Origin of the sequence: Alkalimonas sp. NCh-2 (assembly GCF_039631345.1) — a bacterium.
Lineage (GTDB): Bacteria > Pseudomonadota > Gammaproteobacteria > Enterobacterales > Alteromonadaceae > Alkalimonas > Alkalimonas mucilaginosa.
In genome coordinates this window covers 68,377-87,223 of sequence record NZ_JBDIUV010000008.1, presented here as the reverse complement: position 1 = coordinate 87,223, position 18,847 = coordinate 68,377, and the positions used below count along the sequence as shown (strand labels likewise).

At 52.1% G+C, this 18,847-nt stretch carries 18 protein-coding genes; 6 read left to right on the top strand and 12 right to left on the bottom strand.

All coding sequences use genetic code 11. The annotated features are described in order from the left end of the window. Positions 1-64: 64 nt before the first annotated feature. From ABC502_RS17505 to gpmM, 3 genes are all read right to left on the bottom strand, one after another. Positions 65-838, bottom strand: coding sequence for a divergent polysaccharide deacetylase family protein (locus ABC502_RS17505; protein ID WP_345916806.1), 774 nt, complete (start codon positions 836-838; stop codon positions 65-67). A 134-nt stretch (positions 839-972) separates the two neighbouring features. After that, positions 973-2,103 carry a peptidoglycan DD-metalloendopeptidase family protein gene (locus tag ABC502_RS17500; protein ID WP_345916805.1) on the bottom strand — a complete coding sequence of 377 codons (1,131 nt, stop codon included), beginning with the start codon at positions 2,101-2,103 and terminating at the stop codon, positions 973-975. A 3-nt stretch (positions 2,104-2,106) separates the two neighbouring features. Continuing rightward, entirely contained in the window at positions 2,107-3,651 is a 1,545-nt protein-coding gene (gene gpmM / locus ABC502_RS17495; protein ID WP_345916804.1) for a 2,3-bisphosphoglycerate-independent phosphoglycerate mutase, read from the bottom strand. A 162-nt stretch (positions 3,652-3,813) separates the two neighbouring features. On the opposite strand from gpmM, the gene ABC502_RS17490 reads away from it, so the two are divergent. Genes ABC502_RS17490 through secB form a run of 3 tightly spaced genes read left to right on the top strand, consistent with a single transcriptional unit; the run spans position 3,814 to position 5,032 of the window. Beyond that, positions 3,814-4,245, top strand: coding sequence for a rhodanese-like domain-containing protein (locus tag ABC502_RS17490; RefSeq protein ID WP_330087350.1), 432 nt, complete (start codon positions 3,814-3,816; stop codon positions 4,243-4,245). Between the two features lie 8 nt (positions 4,246-4,253). After that, positions 4,254-4,508 (top strand): glutaredoxin 3, encoded by a 255-nt coding sequence (grxC, locus tag ABC502_RS17485; RefSeq protein ID WP_330087351.1) that lies wholly within the window; start codon positions 4,254-4,256, stop codon positions 4,506-4,508. Positions 4,509-4,534: 26 nt separating this feature from the next. Then, positions 4,535-5,032 carry a protein-export chaperone SecB gene (gene secB, locus ABC502_RS17480; RefSeq protein WP_330087352.1) on the top strand — a complete coding sequence of 166 codons (498 nt, stop codon included), beginning with the start codon at positions 4,535-4,537 and terminating at the stop codon, positions 5,030-5,032. Positions 5,033-5,109: 77 nt separating this feature from the next. On the opposite strand, the gene ABC502_RS17475 is transcribed toward secB, so the two are convergent. Next, complete coding sequence (locus ABC502_RS17475; protein ID WP_345916803.1) at positions 5,110-6,948, bottom strand: EAL domain-containing protein; 1,839 nt, start codon at positions 6,946-6,948, stop codon at positions 5,110-5,112. Positions 6,949-7,193: 245 nt separating this feature from the next. Here ABC502_RS17475 and ABC502_RS17470 point away from each other — a divergent pair, with 245 nt between their 5' ends. Next, on the top strand, positions 7,194-7,655 hold the full coding sequence (locus ABC502_RS17470) for a tRNA (cytidine(34)-2'-O)-methyltransferase (RefSeq protein WP_330087354.1): 462 nt from the start codon (positions 7,194-7,196) through the stop codon (positions 7,653-7,655). Here the strand turns inward: ABC502_RS17470 and ABC502_RS17465 are convergent. From ABC502_RS17465 to ABC502_RS17455, 3 genes are read right to left on the bottom strand one after another with little or no spacing between them, the layout of a single operon-like run. Further along, on the bottom strand, positions 7,652-8,659 hold the full coding sequence (locus tag ABC502_RS17465; RefSeq protein ID WP_345916802.1) for an alpha/beta fold hydrolase: 1,008 nt from the start codon (positions 8,657-8,659) through the stop codon (positions 7,652-7,654). The genes ABC502_RS17470 and ABC502_RS17465 overlap by 4 nt on opposite strands. Then, a complete protein-coding gene (locus ABC502_RS17460) occupies positions 8,646-10,034 on the bottom strand; it encodes an ATP-binding protein (RefSeq protein ID WP_345916801.1) in 1,389 nt (462 codons plus the stop codon). The genes ABC502_RS17465 and ABC502_RS17460 overlap by 14 nt, the downstream gene beginning before the upstream one ends. Next, complete coding sequence (locus ABC502_RS17455) at positions 10,028-10,729, bottom strand: response regulator transcription factor (protein WP_330087357.1); 702 nt, start codon at positions 10,727-10,729, stop codon at positions 10,028-10,030. The genes ABC502_RS17460 and ABC502_RS17455 overlap by 7 nt, the downstream gene beginning before the upstream one ends. A gap of 144 nt (positions 10,730-10,873) precedes the next feature. On the opposite strand from ABC502_RS17455, the gene ABC502_RS17450 reads away from it, so the two are divergent. Next, complete coding sequence (locus ABC502_RS17450) at positions 10,874-11,398, top strand: Spy/CpxP family protein refolding chaperone (RefSeq protein WP_345916800.1); 525 nt, start codon at positions 10,874-10,876, stop codon at positions 11,396-11,398. Here the strand turns inward: ABC502_RS17450 and glnG are convergent. The 4 genes from glnG to glnA form a co-directional block, all read right to left on the bottom strand. Continuing rightward, on the bottom strand, positions 11,389-12,816 hold the full coding sequence (gene glnG / locus ABC502_RS17445; RefSeq protein ID WP_330087359.1) for a nitrogen regulation protein NR(I): 1,428 nt from the start codon (positions 12,814-12,816) through the stop codon (positions 11,389-11,391). The genes ABC502_RS17450 and glnG overlap by 10 nt on opposite strands. Continuing rightward, a complete protein-coding gene (glnL, locus tag ABC502_RS17440; RefSeq protein WP_330087564.1) occupies positions 12,813-13,901 on the bottom strand; it encodes a nitrogen regulation protein NR(II) in 1,089 nt (362 codons plus the stop codon). The genes glnG and glnL overlap by 4 nt, the downstream gene beginning before the upstream one ends. 83 nt (positions 13,902-13,984) lie before the next feature. After that, complete coding sequence (locus tag ABC502_RS17435; RefSeq protein ID WP_330087360.1) at positions 13,985-14,506, bottom strand: DUF4124 domain-containing protein; 522 nt, start codon at positions 14,504-14,506, stop codon at positions 13,985-13,987. Positions 14,507-14,658: 152 nt separating this feature from the next. Continuing rightward, the gene (gene glnA, locus ABC502_RS17430) at positions 14,659-16,065 is read right to left on the bottom strand and encodes a glutamate--ammonia ligase (RefSeq protein WP_345916799.1); all 1,407 of its coding nucleotides are present in this window, start codon (positions 16,063-16,065) and stop codon (positions 14,659-14,661) included. Positions 16,066-16,410: 345 nt separating this feature from the next. Between glnA and typA the strand changes: the two genes are divergently transcribed. After that, positions 16,411-18,246, top strand: coding sequence for a translational GTPase TypA (typA, locus tag ABC502_RS17425; protein ID WP_345916798.1), 1,836 nt, complete (start codon positions 16,411-16,413; stop codon positions 18,244-18,246). Between the two features lie 151 nt (positions 18,247-18,397). On the opposite strand, the gene ABC502_RS17420 is transcribed toward typA, so the two are convergent. Next, on the bottom strand, positions 18,398-18,847 hold the full coding sequence (locus ABC502_RS17420; protein WP_330087363.1) for a polymer-forming cytoskeletal protein: 450 nt from the start codon (positions 18,845-18,847) through the stop codon (positions 18,398-18,400).

The following is an 18,847-nucleotide window of genomic DNA, read 5'->3' as shown; positions in this document are numbered from 1 at the left end:
GATGATGCGAAATAGTCGCCTGACTGTTTTGCCCCCGATGTTGCTGGGTATGTGCGGTGCACTGTTACTCTAGGGCTGCTACCGCAGGTGCCGTGTAACCCGCGGCAATGACACGGTGTTCTTTTGGTAAGAATGCTGAAATCGGTACCAACTCTATTCCAAGCTCCGGTAGTTTAGCCAATTGTTGTTGTAAAAAATGGTACGTTTCCGGGTAGGGATGACCAATGGCAATGGCTTTGTTGTGTTGTCTGGCAATGCGGAGAAGTTGATCAAACTGCTGTTGCAAGGCCTCTTCGCTGACGTCGTTATCCAAAAACACATGCCGGCTCAGGCTGGTAACGCCATGTTGCCTGGCCTGGTGGCGTGCCCGGCTTTGCACCGTGGTCAGGCTATCGACAAAAAATAACTGCCGTTGATGCAAATATTGCATTAACCAGGCCATCGGTTGGTCCAGCTCGGTCAACAGGCTGCCCATATGGTTATTCACACCAATGGCGTAGGGGATATCCTGCAAGGCCAGGCTAAGCTGGTGGGTAAATTCAGCCTGAGTCATATCCCGGGTAAGCCCACCTGGTCCCAGAGCTTTGCCATTGCTGGCTTGCATTGGCATATGCAGCATCACATCCTTGCGCTGACTGTAAGCCAATTGAGCGGATTGCTGACCGTAAGGTGTAAAGGGCAGGATCGCAATGGTCAGGGGATAGGGCAGGCGTACCATATCCAGATCACTACGCTGATAGCCAATATCGTCAATGATAATGGCAATTTGTGGTTTGGCTGCCGCACTGGTGCAGCAGCCAAGCAGACACAGCAAGAGCAGTTTTAGTAATCCGTGCACAGTTCGCGCTCGTTTTTATTGTTGGTAGTAAAAGTACTGTCAGGTACTTCACCTTTAGCTCGTGGTGCCATTATAAATCGTTTTTCCGGCAGGGGAAGCGCAAATTGGTCACCATCCAGGCTGGCCATACCAAGCTAGCGACTTTGCAACCAGGCTTGTGGATTAACGGCCTCACCTTTTTCGCGGATCTCAAAATAGACGCCGGCTGTAGCCTGGCCACCGCTGCGGCCGACCTGGGCGATTTGCTCTCCTGCCATAACTTGCTCCCCTGGCTCTTTGAGTAAGGATTGGTTGTGGCCATACAAGCTCATAAAGCCATCACCGTGGTCGAGTACCAGCACCCAGCCATAGCCTTTTAACCAGTCGGCATAGATCACCTGGCCATTGGCGATGGCACTGACGGCACTGCCTTCGGTACCCTCAATAAGCACTCCTCGTGAGCGAAGCCCGCCCTGGCGCAGCTCATTAAAACGTTGCAGTAAACGACCTTGCAGCGGCCATTGCAACTGGCCTTTGAGCGCAGTCAAACCAGCCAGTTGCACCTGCTGAGCTTTGGCTTTTAAGGCGTCAATAGTGGCTTGCAGGCTGCTCTCATTCTGGCGTAAATAGCTTAGTTGTTGCCCTTGTTCTTGCAGCAAATGTTGCAACGAACGAATAGTGCTTTGTTGCTCGGTACGCGCTTGCTGCAACTGCTGCTGACGTTGTTGCAGTGCCTGCAACTGATGTTCCAATTGCTGCTGACGTGAGTGCAGTTCTTGTTGTACTTGCGTCAGTTGCTCGGCGGTCTGCCGGATAGCGTGCAGTTGTTGCATTCTGGCTCTGTTAAAGTACTGATAGTAGGTGAGTACCCGCTCCAGTTGCCTGGCATCCTGTTGATTTAACAGCATCTGACTGTAATCATGCTGGCCCAGTTGGTAGGCACTGCGTAACTGTGTTGCCAACTGTTGTTGCTGTTGCCCAAACTGTTGTTCCAATGCTTGTTGCTCGGCAACCAGTTGTTGCATCCGCTGCTGCGTTTCAGCCAGCGCCTGTTGCTGCTGCTGTACTTGCTGACCGGCTTGTGCCAGGGTTCGATCGGCTTGCTGCAACTGCTGCTCTGCTTGTTGCAGGGCCTGTTGCTGTTGTTTTAGTTGCTGTTCCGTCTGACGAATGGATGCCTGCACTTCTGCCAGCTCTTGCTCCGAGCTGGTGCGGGGATCACTCGCTGCTGGCGCTGCTATCAGCAGAGACAGCAGACCAAACAGCATGGATGCTCGTGGCGGCATCTGTCAGCTTAACTCAAACAGGCTGTGGCCTGTCATTTCGGCAGGAATAGCCATATCGATCAGACGCAGCATGGTTGGTGCGATATCACTTAAGATCCCATGTTGGGCCGCCTTGGCCGGCCGGCCAACATAAATCAGTGGCACCGGGCAGCTGGTATGAGCGGTATGTGCCTGACCGGAGTGGTGATCGGTCATTTGTTCGGCATTGCCATGATCGGCGGTGATCAGGCATTCACCCCCCACCTGCTGCAGAGCCTCTACCACCCGGCCTATGCAGTGATCTACCGCTTCAACAGCTTGAATGGCTGCTGACAGGATGCCGGTATGACCAACCATGTCACCATTCGGGTAGTTGCAGATGATGACATCAAATTTCCCACTGTGAATAGCTTCGACCAGGCGGTCGGTCAATTCCTCAGAGCTCATTTCAGGCTGCAGATCATAAGTTGCTACTTGCGGAGAGGGAATTAAAATACGCTCTTCGCCAGAGAAAAGCTCTTCGCGACCACCGCTGAAGAAGAAGGTGACATGGGCGTACTTTTCCGTTTCAGAAATCCGCAACTGGGTTTTCTGGTGTTTAGCCAACCATTCGCCCAGTACATTGTCCAGCCCCTCAGGCGGGAAGGCTGCAGGTGCTTTCAGCTCGGCAGAGTACTCGGTTAAGGTTGTAAACTGGCTTAATTGCGGACGCTGTCCCCGGTCAAAGCCGGTAAAGTCTGATTGCACAAACACCTGGCTCAATTGACGGGCTCGATCGGCCCGGAAGTTCATAAAAATCAGGCTGTCGCCATCACACATGCGGATAAGATCCCCTTGTGTATCGGTGATAGCTGTGGGTTTTACAAACTCATCGTTTTCATCTCTTTGGTAGGCTTGCTGCAAAGCGCTGATGGCATCACCACTGCGGTAATCAGCCTGCCCCTGTGTTAGCAAACGATAGGCTTTTTCAACCCGATCCCAACGATTGTCCCGATCCATGGCGTAATAACGGCCCACTATGGAGGCGATTTGGCCGCATTGCTGCTGTGTGAAATAGTCTTGTATCCGCTGCAATGAAGCCTCAGCACTGCGAGGTGGAGTGTCACGCCCATCTAAGAAAGCATGAAGATAAACCTTGCTGGCTCCCTGCGCCCTTGCCATCTCCAGCATGGCGAGCAGGTGGTCTTCGTGGCTGTGCACACCGCCTGGTGACAATAAGCCCATCACATGCACGGCACCCTTTGCGGCAACCGCTTTGGCAATGGCCTGTTGCAACACCTGGTTCTGCTGAAAGCTGCCGTCCTGAATGGCTTTGGTTACCCGGGTAAAGTCCTGATAGACGATGCGACCGGCACCCAGATTGACATGACCAACTTCGGAGTTGCCCATTTGACCATCGGGTAAGCCAACATCCATGCCAGAGCCTGAAATCAAGGTATGCGGGTAATCTTGCCACAGGCGGTCCATCACTGGTGTAGCCGCTTGAGCTATGGCATTGGCATCCTTGTCTTCACGGTAACCCCAGCCATCCAGAATCATCAATACTAACGGTTTTTTTGCCTGGCTCATGCTGTTGATTTCTCCATCGTGTTAGGCCTCGTTCTTTGTCATTTATCTTACCTGTTTTTTCTGCAGGCTGCAGCCCTCAAGCTGGGCTGATGGGGCTGTTTTATTGATGCAAAGCGGGTATACTCTTGCTCTTTCAATTTGCTAAGAGTGCAAGAGAGCGTCATGGAGCAGTGGATAGAATTTATCGGCAATAACCTTATATTAAGTCTGATCTGGGCTGCGTTGGCATTTATGTTGATTTTTGGCATGATCAAAGCCCGCTTGTCCAACATCAAACTGGTGAGTCCAACTGAGCTGACCATGCTGGTGAACCGACAAAATGCAGCGGTGCTCGATATTCGCCCGGAAGCAGATTACACCAAAGGTCATATCACCGCCGCTAAGCACTTGCCATTAGACGACATTATTCAAGGCAAGGCCAAGGGGCTTGAAAAGCTTAAAGCCAACCCCATTATTGTAGTCTGTCAAGCTGGTATTTCCGCACAAAAAGCCGCCGCTGCTCTGGCGAAGCAAGGTTGTAGTGAGGTCAGAGTGTTACAAGGCGGAATGAACAGCTGGCTTGGCGCAAGTTTACCTGTTGTTCGTGCAAAGTGAGGAACCCTATGGCAGACGTAACTATTTACACCAAGGCGTATTGTCCTTATTGTGTTCGCGCAGTGACACTTCTCAACAGCAAAGGAGTAGCATTTCAGGAGATCCGTATTGATGTTCAGCCTGAACTGCGCCCGCAGATGATTGAAAAGGCCGGTGGCCGTAGCACGGTGCCGCAAATCTTTATCAATGATCAACACATTGGTGGATGCGATGATCTGGTTGCGCTGGATGCGGCCGGCAAACTGGACCCGCTATTTAATTAAATGAATCAATATTTTTAGGACTTATCATGGCCGAACAACAAGCAAACGGCGTTGCATCAGAGCAACAGGATCCACAAGCACTTCAATTTGCCATTCAGCGTATTTTTGTGAAAGACATTTCGTTTGAAGCTCCTAATGCGCCAGCCATCTTCCGCAAAGAGTGGAAGCCAGAAGTTAAGCTGGATTTAGATACCCGCAGTGACAAACTGGAAGACGATGTTTATCAGGTGACTCTGTCATTGACCGTGACCGCCACTGTCGGTGACGAAACTGCTTTTCTGTGTGAAGTGCAGCAAGCCGGTATTTTCAGTATCGCACAATTACCAGAAAATCAGCTGGCGCATATGCTGGCGTCGTTCTGCCCAAACATTTTGTTCCCCTATGCGCGTGAGGCAGTTTCTAACCTGGTGAACCGTGGTACTTTCCCGCAGCTAAACCTGGCTCCGGTAAACTTTGATGCTCTGTTTGCTCAGTATGTACAAAAGCGTCAGGCAGAAGCGGGCGAAGCTCCACAAATCAACTAAGTGATTCCGCTTTTAGTGACAACATAAAAAACGCGCTCTGACAGCGCGTTTTTTATGTTGTACAACTGTATTCACTGTCAGCCCGATTTTTGCTGGATGGCTCTGGATTCCCGGGTGAGTACTGCTGCCAGCTCGGAAGGCAAAACAGCCTTACTGAACACGTGGCCCTGGATGGTTTCACAGCCCATCACATGCAGCAAATAGGCCTGCATCTCATTTTCAACCTGACAGGCAACAACGGACAACTGCAAATAGCCAGCCATGCGGATCAGACTTGCTGTGATGTTACGATCTTGCTCCGATTGCTCCAGCTTTTGTATCAGGCGGCCATCAATCTTGATCTGATCAAAAGGGTAATCCCTTAGATGCTGTAAGGCTGATAAACCGCTACCAAAGCGGTCCAGCACCAGAAAAAAACCGGCTGCTTTGGCGTTGGCTAAAATCTGCTTGCTGAGTTCTGGTTGCTCGGTCAGGATGCTTTGATCCAGTTCCAATTCGAACTGTTCTGGTGAAAGATTATGCTGCTGTATCCGTTGCAAGTATTGCGCTAAAAAGCTTGGCTGGAAAAAAGTCTGATTGGCTATATTCAATGCCAGCCGGCCGCGCATTAGTCCTGTGCTTTGCCATTGAGCCAACTGCTGGCAAGCTTGTTGCAGCACCATCTGATCCAACTGCACCATGCACTGGCTTTCAGAGGCAATGGGGATAAATTGTTGGGGTAATAATAAGCCGCGTTTGGGGTGTTGCCAGCGAACCAGTGCCTCAAGCCCGGTAACTCGGTTGCTGCTAACGCAGAGCTTTGGCTGGTAGCTAAGGCGTAGTTGATGCTGTTGCAAAGCCTGTTGCAGCTCTTGCTCCAGGGCAAAAGACTCACTGGTGCGGGGCAGAGCCGCCTGATGAAAGAACTGCACGGGTTGGGCATCGGTAACCTGACTACGCTGCAAGGCATGATCAGCACTGCGCAGTAATTGATCATAGCTGTGACCATCTTCGGGATACAATGCAATTCCCAGGCATGGATTCAGTGCCATCTGTGACGATGCCGCCAGCGCGGACAATAGCCGCTGGGCCAGCCGGTAACTTTGCAAATCAATACGCTGACTGACTAAATGTGCCGGCAGCAACACAGCAAACTCATTGCTACTAAGGCGGGCCAGTATGGCCCCATGGGGTACTTCAGCACGGATCGTTGCAGCTAATTCGGCCAGTGGTATCTGGTGCTGCAGCTCATGGGAGGATAAGGCCTCAATACGCAAAATCATAACCGCGAATCTTGGGTGTTGCTCCGAAACGGTTTGTATTTCCCGCTCCAGGTAGTCTAAAAATACGGCTCGATTGGGCAGCCGGGTTCCCGGATCCTTGGTATTCACCCGTCGCAACTCCAGCTCGCTCATTTTCCGGGCACTGATGTCGCAGAAGGTTGCCATATACAATGCCGCTTGCGATTTGGTCGCCACACGAATACAACTGATAGCCAAATCCAAAGCAAAGACTTGCTGATTGGCTTTTCTGCTCCAGATCTCGCCACGCCAGTGCTGATGTTTTAGTAAAGCTTTTTGAATCGCACGTGCGATATTCTCTGGTTCGCCTTTGCTGTTAAACAGTTTAAGGGGCTGACCTATTGCCTGAGCATCAGTCAAGCCGGTAATGGCAGTAAAGGCGGGATTCACTTGCAGCATGTGCAGCTCGGCATTAAGCAGGCAGACAGCATCCTGATGGTGTTGCATGAAGTTATCAAGTTGCTGGGATTTTTGCATTGAACTGCGTAGTTTCCACCCTAAAATCAGGCACAGGATGCTAAGAAAAAGCAGCGCCAGGGAGCCTGGTAAAGAGACATAAGGAAACTGATACGCCGCCGCCGGCCAGCTCGCAGCCAGCAGGGAGCCAAAACAAAGTAGGCGGCAGAACAGTGCCATGATCACAACATCCCTGTGTATACAAAAAAACCGAATTTAACTATAGCGCCCGCTTGTACGGAAAAGCAACTGTTAATCCCATTTCTACAGCACTTTGTCGAACAATTTGTTTAAGTGCAAGCTAATGTGACATTAAGTGTCGGAAGGCTTTACATAAGCGGTGCATGGCGAGTGAGTTAGGGCTGTCTTTCTGCTATATTTCATTCGTTTTCTGCGCAGCCAAACTATTGTTATGAGGTTCCCCTGTGATAATCGCCCTCTTTGAGCCACAAATTGCACCAAATACCGGAAATATCATTCGCTTATGTGCCAACCTTGGTGCTCAGTTGCATTTGATAGAGCCGCTGGGTTTTGAGCTGGAGGAAAAAAAGTTACGCCGTGCCGGTTTGGATTACCATGACTTAACCAGGGTGCATCGCCATCCAGATTATGCTGCGTTTGAAGCCGCCATTGGGTCTCGTCGTATTCTGGCCTGCACCACCAAAGGTAGTCAGAGCTACCACAAAGTGCAGTATCAACACGATGATGCGTTGTTGTTTGGCTCGGAAACCTCGGGTTTGCCGGATGCTATCCGAGATGCTTTTCCACCAGAGCAGCGGATCCGTATCCCGATGCAGCAAAGCAGCCGCAGCCTGAACCTGGCCAATGCGGTTGCCATTATCAGTTACGAGGCCTGGCGCCAGCATGACTTTGCCGGTGGTCTTTAGCCGCCAGAGACCTTATCGGTTGCGGTATAGCGCGCAAAAAATGCCAGTATCCAGTGCATGACTTGCTGACGGATAGGGGTATTTTCCAATAATAACTCATGTTTAGCGCCAGCCAGAGTACGTAATTCGCGTAGCTCCGGGCGCTGGGCGACAAAGCGTTGTTGCGCTTTATTATCCACGACCCGATCGGCACCTGCCTGCAGAACCAGCAATGGCAGTTCTATACTATGGCCGCTGCTGGCTAGTCGTTGCATCACTTGATGAGCTGCCAGCAACCAGTCCAGGGTAACACCTCCCAGCTGCAAGGCCGGTTCAGCCTGATACAAAGACAGCAGCCACTGATAGTGAGCCGGGCAACTGGTCAGGCGGTTCCTATGAAACGGCTCAGGCCGGTAGTTGCCCTGACCTGGCAGGTACCAGCTTTGCGTTGCCAATTGCAAGTTTAACCAGCGCAGTGCCCGAACCAGTGGCATAGCGGCAGCAAAAGGCACCGGTCCGGAATAAATGCCCAGCATCGGTGAGCAAAGTACGGCCGCAGAGAACGGGTGATCCGGAGTCCGGAGCAGATAATTGCCAAAAATGGCCGAGCCCATAGAGTGGCACAAAGCCAGGTAGCCTTGGTGTTGGCCGGGAAGAACGACGTGTTGCATAAAGCGTTGCCAGTCATCGCTGTAGTGATCAAAATTGCTGATGTGACCTTTATGCGGGTTACTCAACTCACGCTGTGAGCTGCCTTGCCCCTGATGGTCCAGAATATAGACACTGTAGCCAGCCTGCACCAGCTCAAAGATCACTTCACTGTACTTAACCGCCATTTCAATACGGCCTGAGCTTATCACAACGGCAGTACTGACACCGGGCTGCCGGTAATGGCTGTAGTGCAATTGCAGCCCACGCTGATTGGCTAAGTTGCCATGATGCATCTGTTGCCATAAAGGCTGCCACAGCCGTTGCCAGTTTTGTTGTACCAGGTTGTCTGTTGCGGTGTTGTCAGAGGCTGTCATAACCAGTTTCCTTAGTACCAGTCGGGTGTCGTGGTAAGGTTAGCTGCAGGCAAAGACCTTGTGGCTGGTTCGGGGTAGCTGCCAATTGCCCGCCATGATGGCGAATGGACTCTGCTGCAATGGCCAGCCCTAACCCAAAGCCGCCGGTCTGGCTATTACGGCTGTCACTCACCCGGTAAAAAGGTGTAAAAATAGCGGCCAGTTGTGGCTCTGGCACACCCGGACCCTGATCACAGATACGCACCAACACCTGTGTTGTTGTTGTCGCCAACTGGCAGTGAATGGTGCTGGCCGGCGGGCTGTATTTGATGGCATTGCGCAAAATATTCTCCAGCGCCCGGCAGAGCAGACGTTTATCAGCCAGCAACTCTACTGTGGCCGGACTATCCAACAGGATGGTCTGCTGTTTATTTTGGGCTTCTAACTGACTGCTCGCTATCAGTTGACGTACGATGTCAGCAGCATCCAGCCGTTCAGGTTCAAACGGATAATGACCACTGTGCAGCCTGCTGTAGGTAAGCAATTCATCCAGCAGCGCATCCACTTGCTCTAACTCCTGCTGCAGACGAGGGAGCTGCTCGCCAAGTTGCTGGCGCTCTTCCAAAGCCAGTGCCAGTTGCGCCCGGGTTAGTGGTGAACGTAACTCATGGGAGACATCCCGCAGTAAGCGTTGCTGGGCCTGCAGCAAGCCGCTGATCCGATCGGCCATCGCATTAAAGCCCCGACCCAAAGCGCCCAGCTCATCGGTACGCCTGGCCAGTTTGTTGCTGCGCTGAGTCAGGTCGCCGCCAGCAAAGCTCTGGTAACTATGCAACAGCTCCCGCAGAGGCCGCGTAATGGATACGGCCAGAAATAAACTGGCTACTGCAGACACCAGAAACAAACTGACCAATAACAGCGATTGCGGCAGAGCACTGAGTTGCCACCAGGGTTGCTTTGGTCGTTGTCGCTGTTGATAAAGTGCCAGGGTTTTTCCCTCTATTTCTACCGTGACAGGGCCGGCTAAATACAGGTTGGAGTGACGGAGCAATCGTGGTTGTTCCAGGTTGGATAGCTCGGTCAGCCAGTTGTGATCAAATTGCCTTGGCAAGCCATCGGGATTCAGGATTTGCTGCTGTTGTGGATCGACCAGCAACCAGCGGCCTTGACGTCCTCGTTCCAGCCGCTGCAATAGATCTTCCAGCGAGCTTGCGTCGCTGTATGAGCGCGCAGCATTATGCAACTGATGTTGCAGTGGCGGCGGTAAACGTCTGATCTCGGTATGTTCTGGTAAGCCGCGGCCAATCAGCAAAGTACCTGCCACTGTGGCCAGAATCACCAGCCAGAACCAGAGAAAAATCCGGCTGGCCAAATAATGCATGGGATTTTTTAGCATGCTGCTGGCTCCGGGATAAAGCGAAAGCCACTGCCGCGCAGGGTCTGAATGTACTCTTGTTCACTGTATTGCGCCAGCTTACGGCGAATATTGCTCAGATGCATATCCAGGCTGCGATCATGCAATTGCAGAGTGCGGCCAAGCACCTGTTTACTTAACTCTTCTTTGCTGATCACCTGGCCGGCCCGGCGCATCAGATAATCCAATAGCTGGAACTCGGTCGCTGTCAGTGGTACCTGCTGTTGTTGCGCCATTAGTTGATGGCTGCTTGTATCCAGCCGCAGATCGTGCAGTTCAAGCACGGCGGTTTGCTGTTGCTTGTTGTGCTGCACCAATTCGATGCGACGGAAGATGGCCTTAATACGTGCGACCAATTCACGCGGGTTAAAGGGCTTGGCCAGATAATCATCGGCCCCCAGCTCCAACCCAACAATACGATCCACTTCGTCGCCACGGGCTGTCAGCATCAACACCGGGCAACTGCTGGTTTTGCGCAGTTCCTGCAGCAAGGTTAAGCCATCCATACCCGGTAGCATCACATCCAGCAGCAGTAAATCGTGTTGCTCTTCCCGGGCCAGCGCCAAGCCAGTCGGGCCATCGTGGCAAGCAGAGAAATCGAAGCCATCCAACTGCAGGTAGTCTTTGACCAGCCCGGTCAGGGTGACATCATCATCGATCATCAGTATACGGTTCATGGCAGCCTCGGGTTATCGACTTTTTGGTTAGTCTAACGTTATCGTTCTCTGGCGAACAGGGCTTTACGGAACCTTTACACTGCCTTTGCACTGCTTTGCATTCAACCTGCTAATCTGAAATCGTCAAGCAAAAGGAGACAGACCATGAAAGCAACGTATTTGATGACCCTAGTAGTAGCCGGTTCTTTGTTGTGTACCGCAGCACCAGTGTTGGCTGGTAGCCATGAAGTCAGTGCCGAATCAGGCACCGCAACATTCGAGCCGCGCAGTACCCGGCGCTGGCAGCAAGGTACTGGCAAGCATAGCCCAAAAGCGGATAGAGCCGGACGCTACGGTTGGCAGCAACTGAACCTGACCGATGAGCAGAAACAGCAGTTGCAAGCATTAAGACGCGAGCATCGGCAGCAGGCTGGTGACAGAGCCGGACAGCGTGAGCAGCATCAGCAATTGCAGCAACTGGTACAAGCCGACAATTTTGATGCCACGGCTGCACGTTTGCTGCTGGAGCAACGCCAGCAACAGCAATTGGAGCGTCAGTTAGCAAAGCTCGAGTTTCGTCATCAGGTCTGGCAGTTGCTGACCAATGAACAGCGTGAGCAGTTGCAACAGCAACGCTCAGAAGCTAAGCCAAGACAACGTGGTGGTCGTCATGTTAACCATCAGGCCTGATGCTTACTAAGATCCAACTCTTTTAACTTACGTGTCAGTGTATTGCGGCCCCAGCCTAAAAAGCGGGCCGCTTCTTGTTTATGGCCGTGGGTATGCTGCAGTGCCTGTTGCAAAGCGATGCTTTCCAGTTGCTGGCTGGCGTCATTCAGGATATCCATCCGGCCGAGTTTCAGTTGCTGCTGCATCCAATGCCGAAAGCTGTCCTGCCAGCTGCTGTTACCAGGCTCTGTTGCGCTGGCCATGTTTTCCTGCGGTGGTGGGCCACTTAACTCGGGAGGCAGATCCGAAATCAGGATTTGTTTGCCGCTGGCCATCACGGTGAGCCAGCGGCAGGTGTTTTCCAGTTGCCGCACATTGCCTGGCCAGTCCAGTTGCTGCAAAAACTTTTCCGCCTCTGTGCTGAGTTGTTTGGCTTCGACATTGAGTTCCCGGGAGGCTTGTTGCAAAAAGTGCCGCGCCAGGGCCGGGATATCTTCGCGTCGTTCCTTCAATCTGGGTAAATGCACCCGGATCACATTGAGGCGATGAAATAAATCTTCCCGGAACTGGTGTTTGGCAACCAGTAACTCTAAGTTTTGGTGGGTAGCGGCAATAATACGCACATCGACGCTAATCGCCTGATGACCGCCAACCCGGTAAAACTGGCCATCGGCCAGTACCCGCAGCAGCCTGGTTTGTACATCCAGTGGCATATCGCCAATTTCATCCAGAAATAAAGTGCCACCATCGGCTTGTTCGAAGCGACCTTTACGCACATTGGCGGCACCGGTAAAGGCGCCTTTCTCATGGCCGAACAACTCGGATTCGATCAGATCCTTTGGAATGGCTGCCATATTCAGTGCAATAAAAGGCTGGTCGCTGCGGGGGCTGTGTTTGTGCAGCGCTTGTGCAACCAACTCTTTGCCGGTACCGGATTGACCGTTGATCAGGACGCTGATGCTGGAACGGCTCAGCCGGCCAATGGCACGGAAGACTTCCTGCATAGCAGGAGCTTCACCAATGATTTCTGGTAACAGCTGTGGTTGAGTGGATTTACTTTTTTTACTGCTGGCTTTGCTGTGCTCCAGAGCCCGGCTGATCAGAGCCACAGCTTCGTCCATATCAAAAGGCTTCGGCAGGTACTCAAAGGCACCGCTCTTAAAAGCATTGACGGCACTGTCCAGATCCGAGTGTGCGGTCATGATAATGACCGGCAACTCTGGTGCTAGTTGCTGCAAGCGTGCGAGCAATGCCATGCCATCCGTACCTGGCATGCGAATATCGGAAACCACCACCGCTGGCTGGTGATATTCCAACCGCTGTAGCATCAAATCGGCACTGGCGAAGCTTTCGCACGGGATCTCGGCACGTTGCAGTGCTTTTTCCAAAATCCAACGAATGGAGTTGTCGTCATCAATGATCCATACATCCTGATTCATACGCTTTCCTCTGTGTCACTGATGGGAAGATACAAGGTGAATTCGGTATGGCCTGGCCAACTGTCGCAGTCGATCCAGCCACCATGTTGGTGCAACAGAGTTTGCGCTATGGTGAGACCAAGGCCACTGCCACCGGGTTTGCCACTGACCATGGGATAAAATAGGGTATCGCGAATGTCGGCCGGAATGCCGGGGCCATTGTCGATCACCTTGATGGCAGCGACTAATTTATGGCGCTGACCATTCAGGGTGTGCTGGTACAGGATCCGGCTTTGCAGCAGGATTTGACCGCCTTGCTCCAGCGCTTGTTGGGCATTACGGACTATGTTGAGCAAGGCTTGCTCGATAAGCTCCGGATCAAAGCGGAAGACCGGTATGCTTGGATCGTAGTCGCGCTGAAAACGAATTTGCGCTGGGTTATCCAGTTGCGCCAGTTGGCAGACCCGCTCGATCACCTGATGCAAGTTGGCAAATTGCTGCTGCGGCGGCCGGTAAGGACCAAGGAGTCGATCGACCAGTTTGCGTAACCGATCGGCCTGAGCAATGATCAGCTGGGTGTATTCTTTTTGCTCGTCGGATAAAGAGGATTCCAGCAACTGGGCGGCACCACGCAAGCCGCCGAGCGGGTTCTTGATTTCGTGCGCCAGGTTACGAACCAACTCCCGGGCTGCATGGTGTTGGTGCTGCTGCACATTTTCCTGGCTGATTTTACGCTGGCGCTCAATTTGGCGCACTTCCATCAACAAATACCATTGCTGTTGATGTTCAAAAGGGCTGAGATACAGATCCAGTAACGTGGGGTGGCCATCGTGCAGGATGGTTTGTACATCACTGATGGCGAAGCTGGTCTGTTGCTGCAATGCACGGAGCAAGGGCTCTTTACCCAGATCGCAGTGCTGAAATAGCTCCGGGAATGGCTGACCATTCAGGCGTTTTTCGCTGATGGCCAATACCTGGCAGGTTGCGGCATTAAAAAAGCAGATACGCAGTTGCTGGTCCAGCACCAATACGGCTGTATTTAACAGTTCACTTAGTTGTTCTGCTTGAAAAACCGTTGTGTTTGTTGGCTGTTGCTCTGACTCGATCACGGCTTATCCTCTTCGCACCATAATGGTGCATTTGCGATGCCAGTGTAAGTCACAAAGCTTAGAAATGCATCACAAATGCGCTATCTAGGGGGTATCACCGTTGCTCTGTGCAAATAAAAGGTGATGACCTCACTCTTTGCAATTAGCTTGCCGTTTTGATCGAGTAATTCCATTTGCAAGTGATGTTCACCGCGTTCCAGATCACGCAGTACAAAGTTGGTACCAGTTTGCGGGCTTTGGTAGGGCTCGCCATTCAGTAGCAGACTGATCTGAAAACCCCGGGGGTAACGGGGCAGTGCTCGCCCGGCAACATGGACGGTACCGGTATTGTCACGAATGGTGGCTTCTTGCTCTGGATTGGTAATTTCAACAGTAAAGGAGACGGAGGCTTCTGATGGTGGTGGCCGAAAGGATGGTGCGGTTTCCATCAGGTTGATTTTGGTGGTCAGGTTGACTTCTTCAGCCCCTGGTTTTGGACTGTCTGAAAATACCAGCACGCCGTTGGCATCTCGCCATACATAGACTTTGCCACTATTGGCCTGCACCGTGACAGGCAAACACAGCAGAAGCAAAACCACAGTGGTAAGGAGTCGTGTGATCACTGTATCAGTCCTGTTCGTTCAATGCTCAATACACCATTGTTAACTGTACGCTTGTTTGAACCATTTAGCCAGATTTGTTGGGCTCTTGGTACAAGCAAAGCAGACGCCAAAAAAAGCCCACCAAGCGGTGGGCTTAACAAACGGTATCAAGCTTAGACGCTGTAGTAAAGTTCGAACTCCAGCGGATGAATGGCAATATTCACCCGGCGGGCTTCTTCCCGCTTGATGGCGATGTAGGCATCAATCATATCGTTCGACATCACGCCACCTTTGGTGAAAACTTCGCGGGCGGCATCCAGCGCATCCAGCGCCTGATCCAGCGAGGTAGCAACTTGTGGAATGTTGGCCGCTTCTTCTGCTGGCAAGTCGTACAAGTCTTTGTCCATCGCATCGCCCGGGTGGATCTTGTTCTGGATACCGTCCAGACCAGCCATTAACTGAGCAACAAAGGCCAGATAAGGGTTGGCTGCCGGATCCGGGAAACGGCACTCAATACGACGTGCTTTGGCGCTGGGTACCATCGGAATACGGATGGAGGCAGAGCGGTTGCGGGCCGAGTAGGCCAACATCACCGGTGCTTCGTAGTGTGGCACCAAACGCTTGTACGAGTTGGTCGATGGGTTGGTAAAGGCATTGATGGCACGGGCATGCTTGATGATACCGCCGATGTAGTAAAGGGCGATTTCAGACAGACCGGCGTATTTATCACCGGCAAACAGGTTGACACCGTCTTTGGCCAGTGACTGGTGACAGTGCATACCAGAGCCGTTATCACCAAACAGTGGTTTTGGCATAAAGGTAGCGGTTTTGCCGTAAATGTCTGCTACGTTGTGGATAACGTACTTCAGAATTTGTACTTCGTCGGCTTTCTTGGTCAGGGTATTGAACCGGGTGGCAATTTCGTTTTGACCGGCGGTAGCGACTTCATGGTGGTGGGCTTCCACCACCTGGCCCATTTCTTCCAGTACAGTACACATGGCACTACGGATATCGTGCGACGAATCGACCGGAGGCAGTGGGAAGTAACCACCTTTGACGCGTGGGCGGTGGCCTTTGTTGCCATCGTTCATTTCAGCGCCGGAGTTCCAGGCGGCTTCGCCATCGTTGATTTTAAAGAAAGAGCCGGACATATCGGTATGAAACCGGATGTCGTCGAACATGAAGAACTCTGGCTCCGGTCCAAACAGCACCGTATCGGCGATGCCGGTAGATTTCAGGTACTCTTCGGCGCGCAGCGCAATAGAGCGCGGATCACGATCGTAGCCCTGCATGGTACCTGGCTCAATAACATTGCAGCGAATATTCAGAGTGCTTTCTTCAAAGAAAGGATCCATCACGGCAGTCTCTGGATCCGGCATCAGAATCATGTCGGAATCATTAATACCTTTCCAGCCCATGATGGAAGAGCCATCAAACATTTTACCGTCTTCAAAGAAGTCTTCCGAAATCTGGCTGACAGGCACGGTCACGTGCTGCTCTTTGCCTTTGGTATCGGTAAAACGCAGATCAACAAATTTGACTTCATTCTCTTCAATCATCTTCATTACAGATGCAGCCATGGGTTCCTCCAGTTGGTTCCATAGGAAAATTTTTATCGCCTGAATAGATGCCAGATATGTGCCATTCATTCAATGCCATTAAAATCAAATAGATAAAACTTGCACAATGCCTTTGCACTGCGTTGGCGCACCAAATTGATGCAGTCATTCTCTATGTTGGTGCATACCAGCCTAGCACAATTCCAAGGGACAGCAGGGGGCTTTGACTGCCAGAGGGAAAAAAATCCGACTTTTGTTCTTCTTTTGCGCGAAACAGAGTAGAATATGCGCCCTTATTTAAAGAGTTTGTTGTTTGCCAGGTGGTCACGTTGACGGTCACAGGGTGCCACAGAGGAAAGAGAAAGCATGAGCGTTACCGCGACCGATATTCAGAAACTACGTAATGTTGCCATCATTGCGCACGTTGACCACGGCAAAACCACGTTAGTCGATAAACTGCTGCAGCAGTCGGGTACCTTTGATGAGCGTGCCAAATTGCAAGAGCGGGTGATGGACTCGAACGATCAGGAAAAAGAGCGGGGTATTACCATTCTGGCGAAAAACACCTCGGTGCGCTGGAACGATTACCACATCAATATTCTGGATACCCCGGGACACGCCGATTTTGGTGGTGAAGTTGAGCGGGTATTGTCGATGGCCGACTCGGTGCTGTTGCTGGTTGACGCGGTTGACGGCCCGATGCCACAGACCCGTTTCGTCACCCAAAAAGCCTTTGCCCATGGCTTGAAGCCGATTGTGGTGGTAAACAAAATCGACCGTCCTGGTGCCCGGCCGGATTGGGTCATTGATCAGGTGTTCGACCTGTTTGATAACCTGGGTGCGACCGATGAGCAGCTGGACTTCCCAATTGTGTACGCTTCGGCGTTAAATGGCTGGGCCACACTGGATCACAGCGAGCCGAAAACCGACATGACCGAGCTGTTCCAGGCCATTGTTGATAATGTCACACCGCCGGATGTTGATCCGGAAGGTGACACCCAGTTGCAAGTTTCCCAGCTGGACTACTCCAGCTACCTGGGAATTATCGGTATTGGCCGGATTAAACGTGGTACCTTGCGGCCGAACCAGCAGGTTACCATCGTCAGTGCCGATGGCAAAAAACGCAATGGCAAAGTGGGCCAGGTTTTTGGTTACCTTGGCCTGGAGCGCATCGATACCACTGAAGCAACAGCGGGCGATATCGTGGCCTTTACCGGTCTGGGTGAACTGAAAATTTCTGATACCATTTGTGCGCCTTCGGCGGTGGAGGCTCTGCCTGCCTTGTCGGTGGATGAGCCAACCGTCACCATGACGTTCCAGGTTAACACCTCGCCATTTGCCGGCAAAGAGGGCAAGTTTGTGACTTCGCGCCAGATCTTAGAGCGTCTGCAAAACGAACTGAAACACAACGTAGCGCTGCGGGTACAGGAAACCGAAGATGGCGATAAGTTCCGTGTCTCCGGCCGTGGTGAATTGCATCTGGGTGTTTTGATTGAAAGCATGCGTCGCGAAGGTTTCGAGCTGGCAGTATCCCGGCCGGAAGTGATCATGAAAACTGTTGATGGCGTTAAAATGGAGCCCTACGAGCAACTGACCATCGACTGTGAAGAGTCGCATCAGGGCGCCGTGATGGAGAAAATGGGTGAGCGTAAGGCGGAGATGACCAACATGCAGCCGGACGGCAAAGGCCGGGTGCGGATGGATTTCGTGGTGCCCAGCCGTGGTTTGATTGGCTTTAGGACCGAGTTTATTACCTTAACTTCCGGTACTGGCCTGATGTACCACAGCTTTGATCACTACGGTGAGTTCAAAGGCGGTACCATTGGTCTGCGCAACAATGGTGTGATGATTTCCAATGCGATGGGCAAAGCGGCTGGTTATGCCATTTTCTCGTTGCAAGAGCGCGGTCGGATGTTTATTGGCCATGCTGAAGAAGTGTACGAAGGCCAGGTGATTGGTATTCATAGCCGCAGCAATGACCTGACCGTGAACTGCTTAAAAGGTAAACAGCTGACCAACGTACGTGCATCCGGTACCGATGAAGCCATCAACCTGGTACCACCGATCCGTTACACGCTGGAGCAGGCACTGGAGTTTATTGACGACGACGAACTGGTGGAAGTTACCCCAGCGTCTATCCGTATTCGCAAGCGTCACCTGACAGAGAACGAGCGGAAGCGGGCATCTCGGACTGCTTCCTGAGCATCCGTCGGCTTGCTTTAGTGTGTGAAGCACCACTGTGACTTCAGTGGTGCCTAAGCTCACAGCTTTTATGGCCCTGTTGTTAAGCAATCATTGCTTTGCGCAGGGCCATGTTGTTTCTGGGGGGAAGGTGTGGGAGCGCGGCAGCGAATTAGCTGGCAGAGGGGGCCGTAGTCTGCAGAGTTAACCCAGCTGCATCCTGGGTTCTGGCAATGGCCGCAGGCTTGCTTTGTGGTCGCTGTTGTTGTTGGCTGCTGGCTGCGTGCACTTCACCGATAAAGCGACCGCCTTGCTCAATGCTCAGGTTATCGCTGTAGATAGTTCCCCGGATCAGCCCGGATTGCAGCACATCAACCCGGTCGGCATAAAACTCGCCTTCGACCTCTCCTTTCACAATAATATGATCGGCTACTATTTTACCCAGCACCTTGCCTGGCTGGTTGATGGTGACCGAGTGACTGCAGCGGATATGCCCCTGCAACTGACCATAAACTTGCATCGGACAATCCAGCACCAGGTCACCTTCCAGCTCACAGCCTTCAGAAATAATGGTTGTGCCTTTGCAGGTTGCGTTGTTTGTAGCTGTTTTGGTTAAGAACAT

Excerpts from the sequence above, each read along its gene's own strand:
- ABC502_RS17500 (WP_345916805.1), bottom strand. The coding sequence starts at position 2,103 with ATGCCGCCACGAGCATCCATGCTGTTTGGTCTGCTGTCTCTGCTGATA.
- gpmM (WP_345916804.1), bottom strand. The coding sequence starts at position 3,651 with ATGAGCCAGGCAAAAAAACCGTTAGTATTGATGATTCTGGATGGCTGG.
- ABC502_RS17490 (WP_330087350.1), top strand. The coding sequence starts at position 3,814 with ATGGAGCAGTGGATAGAATTTATCGGCAATAACCTTATATTAAGTCTG.
- grxC (WP_330087351.1), top strand. The coding sequence starts at position 4,254 with ATGGCAGACGTAACTATTTACACCAAGGCGTATTGTCCTTATTGTGTT.
- secB (WP_330087352.1), top strand. The coding sequence starts at position 4,535 with ATGGCCGAACAACAAGCAAACGGCGTTGCATCAGAGCAACAGGATCCA.
- ABC502_RS17475 (WP_345916803.1), bottom strand. The coding sequence starts at position 6,948 with ATGGCACTGTTCTGCCGCCTACTTTGTTTTGGCTCCCTGCTGGCTGCG.
- ABC502_RS17465 (WP_345916802.1), bottom strand. The coding sequence starts at position 8,659 with ATGACAGCCTCTGACAACACCGCAACAGACAACCTGGTACAACAAAAC.
- ABC502_RS17460 (WP_345916801.1), bottom strand. The coding sequence starts at position 10,034 with ATGCTAAAAAATCCCATGCATTATTTGGCCAGCCGGATTTTTCTCTGG.
- ABC502_RS17455 (WP_330087357.1), bottom strand. The coding sequence starts at position 10,729 with ATGAACCGTATACTGATGATCGATGATGATGTCACCCTGACCGGGCTG.
- ABC502_RS17450 (WP_345916800.1), top strand. The coding sequence starts at position 10,874 with ATGAAAGCAACGTATTTGATGACCCTAGTAGTAGCCGGTTCTTTGTTG.
- glnG (WP_330087359.1), bottom strand. The coding sequence starts at position 12,816 with ATGAATCAGGATGTATGGATCATTGATGACGACAACTCCATTCGTTGG.
- glnA (WP_345916799.1), bottom strand. The coding sequence starts at position 16,065 with ATGGCTGCATCTGTAATGAAGATGATTGAAGAGAATGAAGTCAAATTT.
- typA (WP_345916798.1), top strand. The coding sequence starts at position 16,411 with ATGAGCGTTACCGCGACCGATATTCAGAAACTACGTAATGTTGCCATC.
- ABC502_RS17420 (WP_330087363.1), bottom strand. The coding sequence starts at position 18,847 with ATGTTCTTAACCAAAACAGCTACAAACAACGCAACCTGCAAAGGCACA.